Raw genomic sequence first — 18,194 nt, forward strand, 5'->3', positions numbered from 1 at the left:
GTGTATCTATTTCCCAAACCCCTATGTTCTGGTACGAAGACGAAGTCCATCAACTTGAAAAAAAGGTTCGATCCACCGCAGAAGTTACCAACCGCACGGTTTTTTACGGCAGTTCCTCCATTCGCCTGTGGAAAACGCTGGACCACGATTTTTCCGAAGAACAGGTGTTGAATATCGGTTTTGGTGGCTCGACGCTGGCGGCCTGTGGCTGGTTTTTTGAACGGCTGGTACTACCGGTCCAACCGCGTTCCATCGTGTTTTATGCCGGCGACAACGACTTGGGCGATGGACGTCATCCGGAAGAAGTGTATCTGTTCTTCTGCGCGCTGACCAGTAAAATGCAGCAATACATGCCGGAAACGCCGTTTACCTTTGTGGCCATCAAGCCCAGCCCCGCCCGTTGGCACATCATCGACCGCATCCGGTTTGCCAATCACCTCATTCAGCAGAAAATCGAAACCCTGCCCGGTTATCACTTTGTGGACGTCTTCACGCCGATGCTCGATGGGGGAGGGCGCCCGCGCTGGGAACTGTTCGATAGCGATGGCCTGCACCTGAACCGGACAGGCTATACATTGTGGCAACAGACGTTGTTGCAGCATCCTGAGATTTTTTAACAAATTGTTTAACTAAAAAGCTGTTCGGTAAATAAAAAAGGATGCATCTTGCCTGCCGAATAAAGGAGTTGTATGCATCGCGAATACCAAAAATGGTTTAGCCCCCGGCTGAACCGCGACATGGAGCTTTTAGTGTTTGGTCATGCCGGTGCGCGGGTGCTGGTGTTTCCGACCCGGCGGGGGCGGTTTTACGAGTTTGAAAACATTGGTCTGGTCGACGCGCTGGCCGACAAACTCGAAAGTGGGAATCTGCAACTGTTTTGCGTCGATAGCATCGATGCCGAGAGTTTATACAGCAAATGGATTCCTCCGCACGAGCGTGTACAACGCCATCTGCACTACGAAAATTACATTCTGGAAGAAGTGTTGCCCTTCACCCGGATGAAAAATCCCCAGCCGTTCATGATCGCCCTGGGCTGTAGCTTTGGCGCTTTTCACGCGGTGAACATTGCCCTCCGGCATCCTGCCTGGTTCGGGAAAGTGGTCGCCCTGAGCGGGCGGTATGACTTGTCGGCACCGGTGGAGAGCTTTCGCGGATTGTTCGATTCCTATTACGACGAAACCATTTACTTCAACACCCCCACGCATTTTCTGCCCAACCTCCACGACGAAGACACGCTGGCGTTGCTGCGCCGGATGCATTTCCTGATCGCCATCGGTCAGCAAGATCCCTTCTTCGACAACAACCGGGCCTTGAGTTTTTCATTGGGCGAAAAGCAAATTCCGCACGATCTGTACGTCTGGGAAGGCCGGGCACACCGGGCCGAATACTGGCAGCAGATGGTGAGGGTGTATTTATAGCAAAACCGGCAACTGCCCCTCGATTTGCGCCCGGCGGGGTTCATACTGGGCGGGTAGTTTGAGGTGCGTACCCAATTCGTTCAGCGGTTCGTCTACCGTAAAACCGGGGTTGTCGGTTGCGATTTCAAACAGCACACCGCCCGGTTCGCGGAAATAGACGGAATGGAAATAATTCCGGTCGATCTGATCGGTAACCTGCAAGCCTTTGGCGGCAATTTTTTCCTGAAAGTGTTTCTCAACAGCTTCATCTTTAACCCGGAAAGCGACGTGGTGAATGGTGCCACCGGCCACATGCCCGCGCGCTTCGCCCGGAACCTCCACCAGGTCCACCAGATTGGCATTGTCGACCGCACTGGTGGCAAACCGGTAGCGATTAACGTGCTGGTCGATGAGTTGATAACCAAAGACATCGGTTAAGATATCCGCGGTGCCTTTGATGTTTTCCAGCGTCAGCGTCACGTTGTGAAATCCTTTCGTGGCGACGGCTGCGCTAACGTCGTTCGTCTTCCAGGGCGTCCGGTCATCGGCGGTTTTGGAAACGATCAGTTCGAGTTTCAAGCCGTCCGGGTCGAGAAAGGGGAGGTAAGTTTCGCCGAATCGCTGCGTCGGTTTGTTGTAAATCACGTTGTGATCCACGAAGCGTTTTTGCCAGAATTCCAGGCTTCCTTCTGGAACGGAATAGCCGATTTCGGTCGCCATTCCGGTGCCTCTGCGGCCCGGCTGAACGGTTCCCCACGGAAAAAACGTCAGGATGGTTCCCGGCGAACCACCTTCGTCGCCAAAGTAGAAATGATAGGTGTTCGGATCGTCGAAATTGACGGTTTTTTTGATAAACCGGAGTCCGAGTATTTTCGTATAAAAATTGAAATTCCGCTGGGCATTTCCGGCGATGGCGGTGATGTGGTGCAGGCCTAAGAGTTGGTCTTCCATGTGAATAGGGTCTTGAAAAGCACGAGCCGGGAAGTTAGGAAAAACTCGTTTGCCTGACACCTGCGTTGGCTCCTTTATTTCACTTTTTTGAAGGCAGCTCCGAATACGCTGGCACTCGCAGCAAGGGCATCATCGCATCGTTCGCGTCAAAACTGGCGTCTGCGTGTAACCTTTGGTTGTTCCGGGAGTTTCCCGCGCAACGTGGTGACGGATCCCTGGTCTTTACACCGTTAAACGATACGCCCCAAGAAAAGACAACAAAAACAATGAACGACAAACTTGATCCCTGGCTTCTGCGGATGGCAATCATGACCTTACTACTTATCGGCCTGTTCATCAACACGGCCTCGCTGGCCCAAACCGACCAGGTGGAAACCCTGATCCGGCGCGAAATGCAGGAACGCCGGATTCCCGGCCTTCAGGTGGCGGTGGTTCAGCGGGGTAAACTCGTTCTGCTCAAATCGTACGGGATCGGCAATCTCCAGTATGGGACACCGGTGACCAGCCAGAGCGTTTTTTCGATCAATTCCTGCACGAAAGCCTTTACCGGTGTTGCCATCATGCAGTTGGTGGAAGAAGGGAAAGTGGACCTGGCGGCACCAGTATCCCGCTACCTCGCCGACCTGCCAGCAAGCTGGCAACCCGTCACGATCCGGCAACTGCTGACGCACGTTTCCGGTTTGCCGGACATTCTCCGGGTGATCGATTCTGCGCCGATGGGTCGGGTGATGGATGAGGAAACGGCCTGGGCGAAAACGAAAGCCATGCCCATGGATTTTCCGACCGGAACACAATTTCTGTATAACCAGACGAACTACGCCTTACTGGGGAAGATCATCGATCAATTCCGGGAGAAACCGTTCGCGGAGGTTTTCCGGGAGCGACAGTTTCAGGTGGCAGGGATGCCCAACACCGGTTTTGGCGACTCCCGCGATGTGATTCCCAACAAAACCCAATCCTACGGGTATGTGACCCGAATGGATGGGCAGGCATTTCCGGAGGGCAAAGTCACCCCTTCGTACGAAATTTTTCCGGCCTTTCGCCGGACGGCTTCGGGCATGAACAGCACGGCGGAGGATCTGGCCCAGTGGGTGATTGCGCTGCAACAGGGCAAACTTTTTCGAACCAAAACCGCCCTCGCAACCCTCTGGACGCCGGGAAACTACAATGACGGAACGCCGACGCAGTGGGCGATGGGCTGGGTAACCAAACCACGACCCCGCCACCGGGCCATGATTACCACCGGCGGTGGTCGTTCGGCTTTGTTTGTTTACCCTGAAGACGACCTGGCCATCATCGTTTTAACCAATCTGGCTGGTTCTTTTCCGGAAGAATTCATTGACGAACTGGCGGGTTTTTACGACCCGGAAATCCCGAAATCCGATCCCATCACGACACTCCACATGCAGTTGCGGAAACGCGGTTTTGAGCAGGCCCATGCGGTATTTCAGGAAGAAAAAGCAAAGAACGCGGCTTTCCAGCCATCCGAAGCCGATCTGAACGACTGGGCGTATCGGATGATGAGTCGGGGACAACTGACCCAAGCCCTTGCCATTTTTAAACTCAATGTGACCTTGTTTCCGGCAAGCTGGAATGTGTATGACAGCTACGGCGAAGCGCTGTTCAGGAATGGCCGGAAAGAAGAAGCCATTGCGATGTACCGGAAATCAATTGAGCTGAATGCCGATAACCAGAGCGGAAAGCAGATGCTGGAGCGGATTTTGAAAACGCCGTAAGCCGGAAAGCCGTTGTGTGTCTAATTTTAAGCTTGACAGATATGACGGTTTTTGTTCGAATAATATTTTGTACACACAAAAATATTAGTGTGACTTTTTTCGCAGTGGGAAGTCTACATTAACGAATGTTATTCCCGAAAGGGCCGGAAACGTGGCCTGAGCCGGTTTTTGATGAAATGCATTTAAAAAACCAGTTGGAGTCATAGCACTTGTCGTAGTTAGTCGTTGATGAATATGAAAAAAAAAATCTACCTCCTTGCGGGTCTTTTTCTGTTAGCGGTGAGTGCCTCATTCGCTCAGAATGGAAAATTCGACGTCCGATTTTTGGTTAAAACCATCGACTGTACTACCGGCAAAGCCGTTATCAACGTGCAGGTGAAGGCCAGCAATGGCCAGGGTACGTTTCTGATGGGCGATGCGAACTACCGATTCGATTATGACCCCCGAATCATCAACAATCCCGTCATTCTGACGCAGGAAAATTTTTCCAGCCAGGCTCCGGCGAGCGATGTCCGGTATGGAATCCAGAACCTAAACGGCAGTTCGTTCGGCCCCACCATGGGAACCGTTTCGCTCAACACCACCTACGGTGGTTCAGGAACCGGAGCGGCTTCCGTTGGCATCAACTGGATCACCGTTTCGACCATTCAGTTCGATATTGTCAATACGCAACTGATTCAAAACAACTGCTTTGCCATCGTCTGGCATACCGATACCATTTTTCCGGTTACCGGGATGAATGAGTACATCACCAATGCGCAGGCAACCGGTGGGTACGAACTCAAAAACGTGGCGGCCGGTGGCATTTTCGGTAATCTGCAGGTTTGTATTCCCGACTATTGTTCCATCAATGCCATCGACGACATCGCCACCACGCCCGTCAATACGCCCGTCAACGGCAATGTTCGCACCAACGACCTCACCGACCCGCTGACCCTGGTCGTGACCACGACGCCCGTCACCGCTCCCAAGCACGGTTCGATTACCATCAACCCCGATGGTTCCTACATTTACACGCCCACCAATGGCTACGTCGGTAAAGACAGCGTTCAGTATCAGGTCTGTAAACAAAACAATCCAACGGTTTGCGACCTCGCCTGGCTGCGGATCACCGTGACCCAATCCACCGTTCAATCCATCGATCTCTCCCTCACCAAAACCGTTAGTAAATCACAACCGGCAATGAATGAGGTAATTACGTATACACTAGCCTTGTTGAACAGCGGGGGAGGCAATGCCACCGGCGTCGAAGTAAAAGATTTGCTACCAGCGGGATTGATGTACCAGAGCAGCAATGGAACCTACAACGCCAATACCGGAATCTGGACCGTTGGCACCGTCAACGCGGGGGCTACCGTTCAGTTGGTCATTACCGCTAAGGTAACCACGGTTGGCACCTGGTTTAACAAAGCCGAAGTCAGCAAAGCCGACCAGCCCGATACCGACTCGACACCCAACAACGATAATCTGCTGGAAGATGACATCGGCGTGGCCTGCATCGCCATCCCGGTCAATATTTGCGATGGCGATACCTACCAGATTGGCTTGCCCAGCGGGTATACGGGCATTCAATGGTACAAAGACGGTCAAATTATTCAGGGTGCTACCGGATTGACCCTGCAGGTGTCTGCCGCTGGCAGTTACAGCTTCACAGCCTCGAATGCCCAATGCCCCATTCAAGGCTGTTGCCCCGCTATTTTTGTCAATGGAGATTGCTGCAAACCAACCGCCTGTATTCCCATCACCATTACGCAAACGAAAAAAGGACGATTATAAGCAAAGCCGGGCCAACCCGTTGGCCCGGCTTTGCTTATGCTTTTAGTCCTCATCGTAATCTGCACACTAATGGGATCAAAATCATCGCCAAACCGGAAATTTGCCATCGATGTCATCCAATTACACCATGCCACCGGTCGTCAACGGGATGAATTGGTTGCGAAACTCATTCACACCGTCTTCGAGGAAGGGCCTCAATCCCAGTCGGCGAAACGACGAAAACGAACGAAACGACGACCACCGGATGAGGAGCAGGAAATCCAAAAAGCGGAATGATACGTTACTGATACGGTATTTATGGTAAATCATGTTTAAATTTGTTAAAAACGGTTTATCAGAAACCTATGGCAACCATCACCGACTTTTCGCAGCTTGATCTGACTAAAAAATACACCTACGCCGATTATTTGACCTGGCAGTTGGATGAATGGGTCGAGTTGATAAAAGGAAAAGTGGCCCGGATGAGCCCAGCACCAAAACGGATTCATCAGGCGATCTCATTTAATCTGTCCAGAATTCTGGGTCAGCGACTAAAAGGGAACACCTGTAGGGCTTATGCTGCGCCATTCGATGTGCGGTTGACCACGATGGACGTTGTAACCAACGAAGCCATCGAAACCGTCGTTCAGCCGGATATAAGCGTTATTTGTGATCCGGCCAAATTGGATGAACAAGGGTGTATTGGCGCTCCCGATTGGATTATCGAAATTCTGTCACCGGGCTCAATGGCCCGCGACACGAAGGAGAAATTCGATTTGTATGAGGAAAATGGGGTAAAGGAGTACTGGATTGTGGCACCGGGTGAAAAAAATATCTCGGTGTTTGTGCTGGAAGGTGATCGGTATCAACTGGTTGCCGATTTTTACCAGCCCGGTTTGATTCCCGTTCGCACATTGGCGGACTTTTCAATTGAATGGGGTACGGTTTTTGAAGACCTGTAGTCACAGTTTGGGTAGGATGAAGCGTTAAAAAGGGTTTTCAATAATTGTTTTTACAAGCAATTATTTCACTATACACACACCATATTTTCCCGTTCTGGTAGTTCGCCCTGTTGCCGAAACTTCGGCAACAGGGTAGAATCACGAAATTTGAAAAAACGTAATTTTTTTTTGCCGGGACGATGTCCCGGCTTTTGCCCAACCAGTCGCTAAGTGTTTGGAATATACCTAAATAAGGAAAAAAGTGTGCATAAATTCAGATTGAAAAGTGACAAATTGGAAGGACTTCGGTCTCAAGTAAAACGAAGCGGATTAAGTATAATTGCTTGAGTAAGCAACTATTTCAACACAAATGCCATTGCCAACGATCAATGCGGATGAATACCCATCTGCAAAACCGGGATGAAACCATTTTCACTGATACTAACCATCCTGTTTCCCTTGCTGGGGAGCGTCGTGCAGGCCCAGACGGGCCTGACGGTGTTTGGGGATTGTTCCGTAGCAGCCGACGCATCCATCGGTTTTTTTGGCGATCACCTGACCCTGAATGCCGACCTCGGGGGAGAAGGCAGCGTGGTGATGGCCGGGAACCAAATCCAGATCATCGAAGCCGCCGACAAAACCGTCAGCCGACTGGTGATTGTCAATCCTACTGTCGTGAAAGTGCGGGGGAAACTAACCGTCCGCCAATCCCTGGTGGTTGAGCGCGGACGTCTTGACGTGCTGCCGCAGTCCAGTCTGGTGCTGGCCCCGCAGTCAAGGCTGCTGGTGTTGCCGGGAAGCCGGTTCAGTCCGCTGGCGGACGGTTTCAAACCCGATCGAACTACCGCCCCGACGGCCCAAAACCAGCATCCGGATGTTTATAGCCTGCCGACCGATGGCCGACTGGTGGTGGGAACATCGACATCCGCCGGATCCGCCGTGATTTACCGTGCGGCCGGAAGTTACCAGGCTCCCTCTTTACCCCGAACGGCGACGCCCCCCTGGGCCTAATCAGCCCCGCCCGTTCCTGTACATAGTCTGTCATCTTTTTATTTGAACCACACATGAAAACCGCTATCAAACATACGTTGGCGATCACCGCCCTTCTTTTCAGTGCATTAACCACCCAGGCCCAGGTGAAAATTGGCTCCAACCCGACGGTTATCGAGGCACAATCCAATCTGGAAGTAGAAGCTTCCACCCCCAATCGCAAGGTGAAAGTAGACAAAACCTCCGGTCAGTTGACCATTCAGGATGGCACGGAAGGAACGGGGAAAGTGTTGACGTCGGATGCCGTTGGAGGGGCGAGTTGGCAGGAACCAGCGACGTTAAATATCCCTGTAACTGCATTTAGCGGAAAACTAACATCCAGTTACGTTGTACCAGCCTGGACAGCACATGATCAGCTCGATCAACGCATCCCTTTGGTTCCAAGTATTGGCGCTTCTGGTTGGAATGCTACTACCAAACGATGGGTTGCCTCAACGGCTGGTACGTATTCAGTGCAAGTTGGCCTATCCTGTAACAGTACGACAGGGGCAGCCGTTGCACTTTGGACCCGGATCTGGATTACCTCCGAAAATGGTGGCCCGTTATTTAAAGGAGTAACTGCAATGGGAGCACCTGCCGGTGACTGGCAATCGGTTGTTTATACAGGTCAGTTAGCTCCCGGTGATGGAATTTCCCTTGAAGGATACACCATGCAGACTGACGGTCAACCCCCGGTGAACCCGATTTGGACAGGAACATGCGCTCCTGCTTATATGACCATTACAAAAATCTCAAATTAATAAATTTTGGTTAATAGATCATCACTTCCGTTGTTGCTCGCCCATCGCGAGTGACTTCTATTGAAACGTTTTCAGTCTCGAAAGATAATCCCGGCAAGGGCGTTGTTGCAAAACGGTGCAAACCGGGTCGGCGGTTCTTGGGATCGGGGGCTGGCGCGGCAGGTGGGCGATGTCGGCGGTTTGATGTCAATGGGTTAAGAATGGTCGAATGGAAATACCGGATCGGGGAAAAGCAATTGTATCGGACAAATAATTGACGGAGTATTTGTTAAATCCGAGACCTCAAATTCGTGACATTGGTACCGATTAACAAATAAAAGACCATGTATAACGAATTTGAAAGGGTGGTTTTAACGGATGATCTGCCGGAATTGGGCCTGATGCGTGGCGATCGGATCGCCGAAGCGATTGACCCAGGTCAGGAAGTAGGACGAAGCGGCTTGAGGATTGGTCGCGATGTCACTTGTATGTGAAAAGTGACAACAGCCGGGTTAAGAAACAGAAATGGGCGAATTTGTGTAATTTTGGTGCATAGTGAACAAAAACCGGTAGTACATATGCAGTATATCGTCAATGAACAGGGCATGGTTCAAATTCCGCTTGAGGATTGGAAAAATATGCAGATGCGCTATAAAAAGTTACATCAAAAAGTCCGTGTGATGACGGGTATTCAGCAGGGATTAAAAGAAGTCCACGACTCCATCGCACTGGGGAAACCTTTGCAGAAATTAGACGATTTTCTGTCTGAGTTGCAGAAAGAATAAAGGTCGAAATCCGGGTTAGCGAAAACTTTAAGCGGGAAGCCAGACGCTTGCTGAAAAAGTTTCCTTCATTACAGGCAGAATTGATGGATTTGCAACGAAAGCTCGCTGAAAATCCAAAAACTGGTACCCCGATTGGTCACAATGCTTATAAAATTCGATTGGCAATACGGTCGAAAGGCAAAGGTAAAAGTGGCGGAGCCAGAGTGATTACCTATTTGGAACAGATTGTAGAAGTTGAAATCAGGAAGCAATAACAAGCTGAGGAGCTTGTTATTGTAAATTTGATTTCAATATATGACAAGTCGGAAACGGCAACAATTAGTGATAAAGAATTAAAAATCTTGATTACTGAAACCATGAATACCAAGAATTAAAGTTCTGTTGTCATGAGAAGTTACAGAACAAATAAAGTCAATATTGATTGCAGTATCAGTAAGAAAGGCAAGCGGCCTCAGTAACCCTGATTGTTAAAAATAACAAATAATTAGTTTGCTTGCTCAATCAATTAAAGATTGAAAATCAGTACAATCAGTACAAAAAGATAAAAGGATTTAAATCGCAACGAAGATGATGGGACAGTATACCAGAAAGCACAGATGGGGAGTTCTCTTGACATTTGTGTTGACCGTCATGGCCCGCTGGGCAGAGGCTCAATCCGGGAGTACGGGCAGTACGTTTGTCCATACCGGTGGGCAGATGGGTATTTTTGGACAACACGACTTCCAGAACGGGAGTGGTACCATCAATGCCGGTATCATTGGCTCCGAGCGGCAACCCGCCATCGGCATGTACACCTTCGTCAACCCGAACGCAAGCTGGGTCGGGGCCAGCAGTTCGGCCTTTGTCGACGGTTACGTGCGGACCCTTCAAAGCGGCCCCTTCACCTTTCCGATTGGCGACAACAATGCCTACCGTCCGGCGGCCGTGTCGGCTTCGTCCAGTGCCAATCCGACCACGGCGGCCTATTTCGGCGTCGATCCGGGTCTGGCCACCACCAGCGATTTAAAAGGAGGGACCTACGGTATTCTGCCGGGAGGAGGCCCCGAGTTTCCCACCACTTCCAAAGCCCCCACCGTCGGCGTGGTCGACAATGTCGAATACTGGGACATCGACGGCACCACGCCTGCGCGCATCACCCTCACCTGGGATGCCAACACACCCATCAGCGCGATGATCGGCACTGATTTCAGTAAACTGACCATTGTCGGCTGGGACGGAGCGAAGTGGGTTACGATTCCTTCGACGGTCGATCCGGCTTCCCTGGTGCAGACCACCAGCGCGAGTGCCTTCACGGGTCTGGGTCCTCAGGTTTCGGCCGGTTCCATTACGACGGATGCCGATGTGGTGCCGGGTTCTTTCATCGTGTATACGCTGGCGGGAATCGAAACCATCTGTAGCCTGACGGTTACGGCGTCGGCCAGTTCAACGGCGGTTTGCGTGGGGCAGGTCGTGACCCTGGCGTCGACGGTAACGGGGAATCTGGGCGCAGTGACCTACGCCTGGAGCGGCCCCAACGGGTTTACGGGCAATGCCGCCAATCCGACCCTGCCTGCGGCTACCTCCGCCACCTCCGGTTTGTATACCGTTACTGTTTCTGATCCAACCTCTTCAACCTCCTGTATTCGAACGGCTTCGGTGGCGGTCAATGTCGGTTCGCTGGGTGTACTGGCGAGCAGCAACAGCCCGGTTTGTTCGGGCGGAACCCTGGCGTTGTATGCCACCGTACCCGACTTGACGTACGCTCCCTTTACCTACGCCTGGACCGGCCCGAATTCGTTTGCAAGCAATCAGCCCAATCCCACCATCGTCAATCCGACAGCCAATGCGAGTGGCAATTACGTTTTAGTGGTCACTGCTACCAACGGTTGTTCGGGATCAGCCACCACCGCGGTCGTCATCACCGATGCGCCTGATTTAAGTTTTGGATTGCCCAACGACACTTACACCATTTGTTCCGGATCACCCGCGCAGTTAACGGTTTCCGGTTCGAACGGGGCAACGGTAACCTGGCAGGCATCGACCGGACAAACCGGGACGGGTACGACCATTGATCTGGGAACCATAATCAATAACGCCAGCGAAGCGGGGATCATTAAAATCCTCGTGAATGCGCAGGCCAATGGATGTCAGGATAATGCGATTGTCTATATCAAAGTAAAACCCATACCGATTCTCCAGCTTTCCCCAACGGTTTCCAGTGTCTGTGATTTGGAAATGGTGACTGTCCAGGCCACGGCCCTCCTAACGGGAGCAACGATCGATTGGACCCGAACACCCAACACGCCCAATCCGCCACCAGCCAGTGGCACCGGTACAACCAGCGTATTGCTGACGCAAACTTTGCCACCAGCCACGTATACGTACAATTTTACGACAACGTATGATGGCTGCACCAGTTCACCCCAATCAGTCACCGTAACTGTACAGCAATGATGACCGGGCCGGATTATTATCGAAGACTTTTTAACTGCATGAATGCTATGAATCTTAAGATTATTGCTGGAGAAGAAAAGGAGAAGGGAAGAACCCGACCTCTGTTCTATCATTTATTCGGAACGATTCTGGTTATTCTGGGCATGGTCGCACCGGCTGTTGCCAATACCTATGTGGTTACCAATACCAATGCCACGGGTGCGGGGTCGTTTCATCAGGCCCTGCTGGATGCGAATGCGAATCCGGGTGCAGATGTCGTTCAGTTTAATATTCCACCGGCATTGTTGGATGCCAATAATGTCGCAAAAATTACCATGCCGACTGGAATTCTGATCTCGGGATCGGTCTTCATTGACGGGAAATCGCAGGCCATTAACTCGGGACGTTCTAATACCGCGTGTCTAAACAGCGAAGCCATTACGGTAGGCGTTGATAATGTCGCCATCCCGGCTTTCGATTGCCCTGAGGTAGAAGTCACGTTCCCCAGTGTTACTACGTTAGGCTTTTTCATCAACACCGGAGCGGATGGAACCGTAATGGATAACATTGCCGTAGTAGGTCCCAATTCATCACCTACAAACGGAACTTTGGCTGAAGTTGAACCGGGCGTAAGTAACATTAAAATAACGAACTGTTTCCTGGGACCAACCGCGACGGGGATTTTTTCAGGAAACAGCCTGGCTACAACCGGGAGTATTTTGCAAATTCTGGGAAGTAATGTTGAGGTAAGCCATAATATCGTGGGCTATAATTTAAATGGCGGAGGCATCATTCTGAACGGTTTGGGTGTCAATAATAATACGATTAAGCAAAATAAAATTATACAAGCGGGGATCACTTCGACGGTTGGTGATGCCATCACACTGGTAAATCACCCCAATTACAATTTAATTGAGGGGAATTATATATTCAAACCAGGAGCTAACGGTATGCACTTGTTGCAGGGAGCCAGTAATAATACCATCCGCAATAACACCATAATCGGGGCTGGGCAACTGGTTCAGGAGACGGCCGGGATAGCAGTAAATCAATTTGTTAGTTTTGGTGGTCCCGCAACCTTTAACAATCAGATTACCAAAAACGTCATTACCGCCAGTGGTGGCCCGGCCATCCTGGTTGCAAACGGAAACGGAAACCTGATCTCCCAAAATTCCACCTTCAACAATGGAACGCTGGGGATTGACCTGACCGATGAAACAACGGCCAATACCCGGGATCAGGGAAATGGGGTAACGATCAACAATGGCGTCACCACTACCGGCTTGGGAAATATTGGCTATGATTTTCCGATCATTAGCAGTGCTACGATCAATTCGAATGGGGATCTGGTGGTGACGGGCTTTGCGCGACCCGCAGCTAAAATCGAGCTGTTTGCTGCCGACAATACTGCGGATGGCGGAAGCTTGAGCTTCAAATACGGTGAAGGCGAGCACTTTTTCTATTCGTTTCAGGAGGGGTCTGCCGGTATTGACCTGGATGCCACGACGGGGTCATATTCAGTCGCCGATGGTAATACCGATGCCAATGCCAGCCGTTTTCAGGTAATTATCCCTCAGAATGCGCTTCCGGCTTTTGTCAATAACACCCTGAAAATAGCCGCCACCGCTACCGATGCCTTAAACAATACCTCGGAATTTGGACCGGCATTTACCCTGAATTTAACGCGTGACTATGGCGATTTGCCAGCTATCTATTGTACCGAGCAAACCTCAAATGGAGCCAGTCACCTGATTACTGCCGGACTGAAAATGGGAGCGCTGATCGATGGGAATACGGACGGCATCCCCGCAGCAACAGGGGCAATCCCGGATGGGGATGATACCAACGGGGATGGATTTGTTGCCTATGAGTACTATAATGGTATTGTTGGTAGTACTGCGAATATTCCGGCTTCTGGGGCTACTGCAACCGGTCTAGTTTCCAGCTTTGGCGTTGTTCCGGCTAATCAGGGCGATCCGAATATGTACGGTATCCGTTTTAGCGGGTACATTACCATCAAGGATGCTGGAACGTATACTTTTTACACAAACTCGGATGACGGATCAATTTTGAAGATTGATGGGATAACGGTTGTCAACAACGATTTTGCGCAGATACCGACCGAACGATCCGGCACGATCACGCTGTCGCCCGGCAATCATCAGATTGAAGTACTTTACTGGCAGGGGAACGATTTTAGTGCTTTACTGACCGTTTCCTATGCAGGGCCTAATATTACCAAACAACTGATTCCTTCTTCTGTATTATCGTCCGTTGCGCCGGATGATGAAGATGGTGTGGCCTCCTTCCCGACATTGACGACATCCACAGTAAATTATACGGTGCCGGTAACGGTTCAGAATACAACCGGTGGGCCAGCAAACTTAATTGGCTGGATTGATTTTAATCGAAACGGCACGTTCGATACCGGCGAAGCTTCAGCAATTACCAATGTTCCAACTGGAACCAACGGAACCGTCAATGTGTCATGGAGTGGTCTTTCAGGCCTGAACGCAGACCCGGTTTATGCGCGTTTCCGCCTGTCATCTGATCCTGCTTTCACAGCAGCATCTAGTTGTGGTCCTTTAAATAATGGAGAGGTAGAAGATTATCAGTTGACCATTGTTTGTACACCCGCATCCATTACCGCCAGTCAAAACAGCCTGACCATTTGTTCGGGACAGCAGGCTAATGTAACCTTTACGACGACGCCTGTGGGTTCTCCAGTACGCTGGACAGGCAGTGATGGCACCGCCGGATTCTCATCGACCATGGTAACGGCACCCGTGAACAATGGTTTAACGCCCATTCTCGTCAGCTACACCGCCGTGACCGGCGAATTTGGCTGTACGTCCTCCACGGTGGTGACGGTCACCGTCAACCCCGTCCCCGTCATCACGCCCTCGGTTTGTTCCCAAACCATCTGTTCGGGCCAAACCGGAGCCATCACCTTTACGTCTTCGGTGTCGGCCACCGTCAACTGGCTGCGGGTGGAAGACGGGGCCACCGGAACCGGCAACATCAGCCAACTCTTTGCCACCACCGGAACCAACACCTACAAAATCTGGGGCGTCAGTGCAGCCCCGGCTTCGTGTCCGTCGTCGACCACCATTACGTGTGTGATTGTGGTCAATCAGTGTACCGATCCCTGTAGCCTGACGGTTACTGCGTCGGCCAGCCAGACGGCGGTTTGCGTGGGGCAGGTCGTAACCCTGGCGTCGACGGTAACGGGGAATCTGGGCGCAGTGACCTATGCCTGGAGCGGCCCCAACGGGTTTACGAGCAATGCCGCCAATCCGACCCTGCCTGCGGCTACCACCGCCATGACGGGAATTTATACCGTTACCGTTTCTGACCCAACCTCCTCGACCTCCTGTATTCGAACGGCTTCGGTGGCGGTCAATGTCGGTTCGCTCTATGTCGCGGCCAGTAGCAACAGCCCAGTCTGTACAACGGGGTCGCTGTCGCTGACGGGTATAGCCGCCGGAGGGAATGGAAGTTTTACCTACGCCTGGAGCGGCCCAAACGGTTTTGTGAGCGCGGTTCAAAATCCGACACTGGCGCTGTCGACCACGGCCCAAAGCGGGAACTACAACCTCCTGGTGACGGATACGCAGGGTTGCTCGGGAACCGCCACCACGTCGGTGGTGGTGGCAACGCAGCCCAACCTGAGCGTAAGCGGAGCGCCTGGTCTGACGGTTTGTTCGGGCGTGTCCACGACGCTGAATGTGACGGGCGACAGCGGGGCAACCGTGACCTGGACCAACAGTGTAGGCCAGAGCGGAACCGGAACGGCTATTAATTTTACCGGACTGATCAACGTGAGTGGCCTCCCCCAGTCGGTCACCTTCGTCGTGACGGCGGCTACCGGAGCCTGTGTCGATCAGGAGTTTGTGGTCGTAACGGTCAACCCGGCACCCGCCCTGCAGGTGACGCCGATCTCGGCGGTCTACTGTAATCTGGAGCAGGTAACCGTGACCGCTACGGCATCCATAACGGCGGCCACGATCAACTGGACGCGAACGCCCAACACGCCCAATCCGCCGGTTCCGAGCGGCAGTGGCACGGGCGCGGTAACCGTTCAGCAGACCTTGCCGGTCGGGGCCTACACCTATCAATTCACGGCAGTCGGTACCAACGGGTGTAGCAGCCAAACCGCCAGCGTGCCGGTGACGGTGCAGCAGTAAAGAGGGATTATGGAAATGGCTGGTGCAAAGCGAAAAGAAAACGAGAAAAAGTTTAAAAAGTGGGAAACAACAGCGGATGGAGGACGGACTTATCGGTTCATTGTCCCCGGCAAATACGGTTGGATAGCCCATTATATAAAAGATGTAGATGCTGATGAGCAAACGCTATCTTTTCGACAGGAGATTTACGATGAATCGGGAAATCTTCGCGAAATTCACGTAAAGTATCCGGAAGATAAAGGGCACATCAAACTATGAAGGTGACAAAAGAATTAGTAGCGAACCAGTTGCTGGCCTATTTACAACACCGAATGTCGCTGGCATCGCTGGTAAACTGGGCGGAAGAGATGGTCATGGAAGCGTCCTTCCCGGAGTCCGATACCGATGTATTGACGACGGTTCTGGCCCAAATTGGTCTGGCAGACGTCCGGCAATTTGGTCTTACCTGGGAAGATTGTGAAAATTTGATGCAGCAGTTAGGGTATCATCTTCAGGTTGAAGCCCGGCAGGCAGCCTGATAAGAACAACTGGATCAGAATTCGACTGGAAGATTGGACAGCGGTGTGATGCCGGGACCGAAAAGAGAAAAACGCGTATGAGTCAGGTATTAATAGATTGCGTGAACAAACAAATAATCAGTACGACCATGTGGTTACCTTCTACACCGATTCACCATCCCGGTTTACCCGCCACCGCTCACGGGCGGGGGTATGCCGACCCCACCAGAATGACGGTTGTTCCGCTTGCCACCAGTCGCTGGCGGGTGTGGACCTGGGTCGTAGGGTTGTTGTTGACAATGGCCTGGACGCAGCGGGTGCAGGCCCAGGCTACGATCACGATTCATAAGAATGCATTAAGTGAGACAGGGCAAATCTTTAACTTCACTACTAGCAACAGTGGCTCTGGTAGCACGACAATTCCGGCCTTTAGTCTGACGGATAATGCCCCCTTTATACCCATGAGGGATGTAGGGGTAGGGGGTAATAATGCGGTCTGGGCAATTGACCAAACGAACCTTGTGTATTATCGCTTGCCGGGAAGCACCAACTGGACTCAATTTGGTACAGATGCTTACAGAGTAGACGTAGATGGAAATGGAAGGGCATTCATCGTGACGACCCTAGGTAGCACCCTGTTTTATTCAATTAATGGAGCCCCTTACGTTAATATAGCTCCAGCGGGGACTGGTATCGTGGATGTAGGAGCAGATGTAAGCGGCACAACTTTGTATGTCAATAACCCTGCTTTATTTAGATGGGATGGTACTTTTAATAACTTCACGGCTATTACAGGTGCTCCTGCCAGTTATCGGATTGATGCCGGCCCGGGCAATTCAGTCTGGTTGGTAGGTACGGACAATAATTTATACGGAGGCACTGTGGCAGGTACGGTTTGGACTCAAACCAGTTTCTTTGGAGGTAATACCTATAATGATGTTGCAGTGGCGGCAGATGGAACGGTTTGGGCAACCAAAACCGATGGTTTTGCTTATCGATTGGTAGGGGGAGTCATGGTGAAAGATCCCGGAATTAGTGAGTTACGCAATGCAATCTCAGCAGGTTCTGACGGTGATACACCCTACAGTATTCAGAATATCAGCGGTTTTATCAATGGCTCACCATATAATTATGACAAATTAATACAGCGAAATGAAAACGGTACATGGAATGATCATACCGTCAGTGTTAGCAATGATAATTCAGTAACTTTTAATGTAGCACCAGGAACGTATACCATTACGGAAACCACACCGCCCGCCCCCTGGAATTTTCAGGGCTTTCAATTGGCGCATGGTACCGGTAATGTCAGTACACGAACTGCTACCATTACAGTAGCTGCCGGACAGGCTGGTTTTGCCGGTTTTTATAATAGTACGTCTGTACCCACCCCAATCGTCAGTTCCTGTGGGACACCCTATATAGAAAACTTTGGATCAGGATCCGTAGGTACATTTGGACTCCCGTTGCAGGGGCAAACTACCTATCGATGGGCGGCTGATAATGCGTATACGCCCGATGGTGATTATAAAATCGTAGGGAGAGTGCAACCTGATGTTGACCCTGCTAATGCACTCGGTACAGGAATTTGGCCACAGATGTACGATCATACTACGGGTAATGGGACGGGTAGAATGATGTATGTAAATGCCAGTGTTGAAAAAGGAGAATTTTTTCGCCGTAAATTCACAAATGTCATCGTGGGCGCCACCTATGATTTTTCAGCCTGGACGTTTTCAGCTTGCCCAGCCTGTGCTGTTAAAC

At 51.3% G+C, this 18,194-nt stretch carries 16 protein-coding genes; 14 read left to right on the forward strand and 2 right to left on the reverse strand.

What is annotated here, in order from left to right:
* The first annotated feature begins 23 nt into the window (after positions 1-23).
* Both ACS5NO_RS29640 and ACS5NO_RS29645 read left to right on the forward strand, forming a co-directional pair.
* A complete protein-coding gene (locus ACS5NO_RS29640; RefSeq protein WP_439418482.1) occupies positions 24-617 on the forward strand; it encodes an SGNH/GDSL hydrolase family protein in 594 nt (197 codons plus the stop codon).
* A gap of 72 nt (positions 618-689) precedes the next feature.
* Positions 690-1,418, forward strand: a complete 729-nt coding sequence (locus tag ACS5NO_RS29645; RefSeq protein WP_439418483.1) for an esterase family protein — start codon at positions 690-692, stop codon at positions 1,416-1,418.
* Here ACS5NO_RS29645 and ACS5NO_RS29650 read toward each other — a convergent pair.
* On the reverse strand, positions 1,413-2,348 hold the full coding sequence (locus tag ACS5NO_RS29650; protein WP_439418484.1) for a ring-cleaving dioxygenase: 936 nt from the start codon (positions 2,346-2,348) through the stop codon (positions 1,413-1,415). The genes ACS5NO_RS29645 and ACS5NO_RS29650 overlap by 6 nt on opposite strands.
* A gap of 266 nt (positions 2,349-2,614) precedes the next feature.
* On the opposite strand from ACS5NO_RS29650, the gene ACS5NO_RS29655 reads away from it, so the two are divergent.
* From ACS5NO_RS29655 to ACS5NO_RS29710, 12 genes are all read left to right on the forward strand, one after another.
* Complete coding sequence (locus ACS5NO_RS29655) at positions 2,615-4,084, forward strand: serine hydrolase (protein WP_439418485.1); 1,470 nt, start codon at positions 2,615-2,617, stop codon at positions 4,082-4,084.
* A gap of 234 nt (positions 4,085-4,318) precedes the next feature.
* Positions 4,319-5,860, forward strand: a complete 1,542-nt coding sequence (locus tag ACS5NO_RS29660) for an Ig-like domain-containing protein (RefSeq protein WP_439418486.1) — start codon at positions 4,319-4,321, stop codon at positions 5,858-5,860.
* 69 nt (positions 5,861-5,929) lie between these two features.
* A complete protein-coding gene (locus ACS5NO_RS29665) occupies positions 5,930-6,136 on the forward strand; it encodes a hypothetical protein (protein WP_439418487.1) in 207 nt (68 codons plus the stop codon).
* A 68-nt stretch (positions 6,137-6,204) separates the two neighbouring features.
* The gene (locus tag ACS5NO_RS29670; protein WP_439418488.1) at positions 6,205-6,801 is read left to right on the forward strand and encodes a Uma2 family endonuclease; all 597 of its coding nucleotides are present in this window, start codon (positions 6,205-6,207) and stop codon (positions 6,799-6,801) included.
* A gap of 399 nt (positions 6,802-7,200) precedes the next feature.
* On the forward strand, positions 7,201-7,791 hold the full coding sequence (locus ACS5NO_RS29675) for a hypothetical protein (RefSeq protein WP_439418489.1): 591 nt from the start codon (positions 7,201-7,203) through the stop codon (positions 7,789-7,791).
* Positions 7,792-7,844: 53 nt separating this feature from the next.
* Entirely contained in the window at positions 7,845-8,570 is a 726-nt protein-coding gene (locus ACS5NO_RS29680) for a hypothetical protein (RefSeq protein ID WP_439418490.1), read from the forward strand.
* Between the two features lie 323 nt (positions 8,571-8,893).
* A complete protein-coding gene (locus ACS5NO_RS29685) occupies positions 8,894-9,043 on the forward strand; it encodes a hypothetical protein (RefSeq protein WP_439418491.1) in 150 nt (49 codons plus the stop codon).
* 84 nt (positions 9,044-9,127) lie between these two features.
* A complete protein-coding gene (locus tag ACS5NO_RS29690) occupies positions 9,128-9,334 on the forward strand; it encodes a hypothetical protein (RefSeq protein WP_439418492.1) in 207 nt (68 codons plus the stop codon).
* Positions 9,335-9,964: 630 nt separating this feature from the next.
* Positions 9,965-11,767, forward strand: coding sequence for a hypothetical protein (locus ACS5NO_RS29695; protein WP_439418493.1), 1,803 nt, complete (start codon positions 9,965-9,967; stop codon positions 11,765-11,767).
* A gap of 47 nt (positions 11,768-11,814) precedes the next feature.
* On the forward strand, positions 11,815-15,933 hold the full coding sequence (locus ACS5NO_RS29700) for a GEVED domain-containing protein (RefSeq protein ID WP_439418494.1): 4,119 nt from the start codon (positions 11,815-11,817) through the stop codon (positions 15,931-15,933).
* Between the two features lie 9 nt (positions 15,934-15,942).
* Positions 15,943-16,191 carry a hypothetical protein gene (locus tag ACS5NO_RS29705; protein WP_439418495.1) on the forward strand — a complete coding sequence of 83 codons (249 nt, stop codon included), beginning with the start codon at positions 15,943-15,945 and terminating at the stop codon, positions 16,189-16,191.
* Positions 16,188-16,451, forward strand: coding sequence for a hypothetical protein (locus ACS5NO_RS29710; protein WP_439418496.1), 264 nt, complete (start codon positions 16,188-16,190; stop codon positions 16,449-16,451). Before ACS5NO_RS29705 ends, ACS5NO_RS29710 begins: the two co-directional genes overlap by 4 nt.
* 178 nt (positions 16,452-16,629) lie before the next feature.
* Here ACS5NO_RS29710 and ACS5NO_RS29715 read toward each other — a convergent pair whose 3' ends face one another.
* Positions 16,630-16,770 carry a hypothetical protein gene (locus tag ACS5NO_RS29715; protein WP_439418497.1) on the reverse strand — a complete coding sequence of 47 codons (141 nt, stop codon included), beginning with the start codon at positions 16,768-16,770 and terminating at the stop codon, positions 16,630-16,632.
* Positions 16,771-18,194: the final 1,424 nt, after the last annotated feature.

The organism is Larkinella fluvii, from assembly GCF_051857545.1.
Classification (GTDB): domain Bacteria; phylum Bacteroidota; class Bacteroidia; order Cytophagales; family Spirosomataceae; genus Larkinella.